The organism is Williamsia sp. (assembly GCF_016462415.1).
In the GTDB taxonomy this organism is placed as follows: Bacteria; Actinomycetota; Actinomycetes; order Mycobacteriales; family Mycobacteriaceae; genus Williamsia_A.
The window spans coordinates 1-2,746 of record NZ_JAEMTF010000206.1; the positions used below are offsets into that span (position 1 = coordinate 1).

2 protein-coding genes are annotated in these 2,746 nt (G+C 63.1%); one reads left to right on the top strand and one right to left on the bottom strand.

From position 1 onward, the window contains the following. Positions 1-134: 134 nt before the first annotated feature. Positions 135-2,324: a DEAD/DEAH box helicase family protein gene (locus JHC79_RS23280; protein WP_296395398.1), complete on the bottom strand. Its 2,190-nt coding sequence runs from the start codon at positions 2,322-2,324 to the stop codon at positions 135-137. Between the two features lie 216 nt (positions 2,325-2,540). On the opposite strand from JHC79_RS23280, the gene JHC79_RS23285 reads away from it, so the two are divergent. After that, positions 2,541-2,746, top strand: a 206-nt coding sequence (locus JHC79_RS23285; RefSeq protein WP_296395400.1) for a hypothetical protein, incomplete at its 3' end; no start/stop codon positions are given.

The following is a 2,746-nucleotide window of genomic DNA, read 5'->3' on the forward strand; positions in this document are numbered from 1 at the left end:
CGGGTGCGCTTCATCAGCTCGTCTTCACCCGGACCAGATGCTGGAGCCCGCAGCCCGGCGTCGCGGACCAGAGGCGTCCAAGCGCGCAGACCGGAGCCGCCGTAGACCTCGACCAGCGACCGCCTGGACTGCGACTAGTAGTCGCCCAGGGACGAGGGTTGCAGCTCTCGAACGTTCTCGACCAGCTTTGCGCGGCTCGGCTTGCGAAGGACGGTCCGCAGATTGCCCAGGATTGTCTCGCGAGCGGCGCGGTCGAGCACGATGCGGCTACCGCCGGGCAGGTAGGGAAATTCCTGCTCCACATCCGCAGCCAACCGGTCTGGGGATGACCCGGTGAGTGCCAGGAACTTGGCGTCGAAACGAAACTCGGCCCGCTGATGGCCGATGAAGTCGAGAACCGTCACCACAGCTTTGCCGCGGCTGCGTCGAAGCCCGCGACCTAGTTGTTGAAGGAAGATCGTTGCGCTCTGCGTGGGGCGAAGAAGCAGCAAGGTGTCCACCGACGGGATGTCGAGCCCCTCGTTGAAAACGTCGACCGCGAATAGGCACTGAACGGTGCCTTCGCGCAGCTTGGCGAACGCGGCATCACGATCCGCTCGTGGGGTGGCGCCGGTGACGGCCAGGGATGCAATGCCCTGATTGGTAAATGTCTCCGCCATATGATTCGCGTGGTCGACCGACACGCAGAAGCCGAGCGCGCGCATCCGTGAGGTATCGGCGACCTTCTCCCTCAGTGCAATGAGAATCAGGCGTGTGCGTGCGTCGCTGGCGGTGAATACTGCCGACAGCGCTGACGGCACATAGTCGCCCCGCGACCAGGTGACCGAACTGAGGTCGGTGGTGTCGGCGACACCGAAGTAATGGAACGGGCACAACAGGTCTTGCTCCAGCGCATCCCAAAGCCGGAGCTCGTAGGCAATTCGGTCCCCGAACCACCGGAGTATGTCTCCGCCATCGGCTCGCTCGGGTGTCGCAGTGAGTCCCAGCAGCTCGTTCGGTTGCAGATGGTCGAGCAGGCGTCGATAGGTGGCGGCGTCGGCGTGGTGAAATTCGTCCACCACGACGACATCGAACTGGTCAGGCGAGATGCTTGCGAGAGTAGCGGGCGTCAGCGACTGAATACTCGCGAAAACATGACGCCACTGTGACGGTCGCTTGCCGTCGACGAGAAGGTCGCCGAAGTTGGGGTCGCCCAACACCTCCCGATACATCCGTAGCGACTGTTCGAGGATTTCCCGCCGATGCGCGACGAATAGCAACGATCGCGAGGACGGAGGTCCGTCGAGGAGCGACTTGAAGTCAAGAGCCGCGACCACGGTCTTTCCGGTACCGGTAGCTGCAACGACAAGGTTCTGATGACGGTCGTGGACCACACGTTCGACCTCAAGGGCCTCAAGAATCCGCTCCTGGTGGGGAAACGGCATCACCTCCAGCCCGGACAGAGTGAGAGTCTCCCTGCCAGAACCTTCGCCGCCGGCTTCAAGGAGCGCCCGGTCGAGCTTCGCAGCGTCGGTCGCGGGATCGTAGTCAGTGAACGCGGGATCGTTCCAGTAGGTGTCGAAGGTGGCTTCGAATTTCCGGATGAGCGTCGGCGTCGAGATGCCCGAGATCCGCACATTCCACTCGAGACCGTCGACCATCGCCGACCGCGACAAATTCGAGCTACCAACGTAACCGGTGTCGAATCCGCTAGCCCGCCGGAACAACCATGCTTTTGCATGTAGCCGGGTTGATGCAGTCTCGTAGCGAATCTTCACGCTAGCGCCGTATTTCTCGACCAACGTGTCGATGGCTTTGCGTTCAGTTGCGCCTCGGTAGGTCGTGGTCAGAACCCGCGGCTGAATGCCCCGCTCGCGTAGGTCAGTGAGCTGGCGGTCGAGGACCGAAATACCGGCGAAGCGGATGAACGCGCAGAGGAGGTCGACCTGGTCGGCGCTGGCCAACTCCTTAGCGATCTCGCCCGCCATGTTGGGCTCGCCGCGCGCGTTCGTGAGCAGCGTGACATCGGCAAGTGGCGTCTGGGGACGCGCCAGGGCAGGGGCGTCCGGCGCGTGGATGGACTGTAGTGAATCGAGACGCACCACTACGTCGGACGCGGCGTCGTCAAGCATGGCGAGAACCTCGTTCGCCCGGACCAGGCGGTTCTCGGCGCTACCGCCACTGAGGTGTCGCTGGACGGCCGCGCCGATGTGGCGACTCAGTACGTGCGACGCGTCGTCCCCCAGCGGTTCAAACTCCGCGGTCGACTCCTGCTTCGAAAGGAGTTCGTCCAGCCGGTGACTTAAAACCGATTCGTACAGCCCATCAGGTAGCGGCTCAGTCATGCTCGTGCCACATCGGTTGGTGTGCCTCCAGTTTCATCGGCCAGATGTACCGACGGTATCGGGTGACTCGGACACTCGCGTGTGAAACGGTACGCATGTCCAGCTGATCCGATAGAACAGACATAGCCGCAAGCCCCGCTGAGCGAAAGCAGGAACGTCATCTCCTCTGTGAACGCCGACCAGAACGAGTCATTGGTCGATACGGTCTGGGCGTTGGTGGAGACCGACGCAAAGCTGAGCGACGAGGCTGCCTATGCGGTCCTGGCCGCCCTCGAGAGCGACACCGCGTTGTCCGAGTACCTCGACGGAACGGCCTCGCCTGCTGCACCGACACCTACGGGTGGCGCCGCGGCGCATGTCGAGCCTGCGGGTGCATTTCTCGAGTCGATCGACGTCGCCGGCTTTCGCGGTATCGGCCCGCG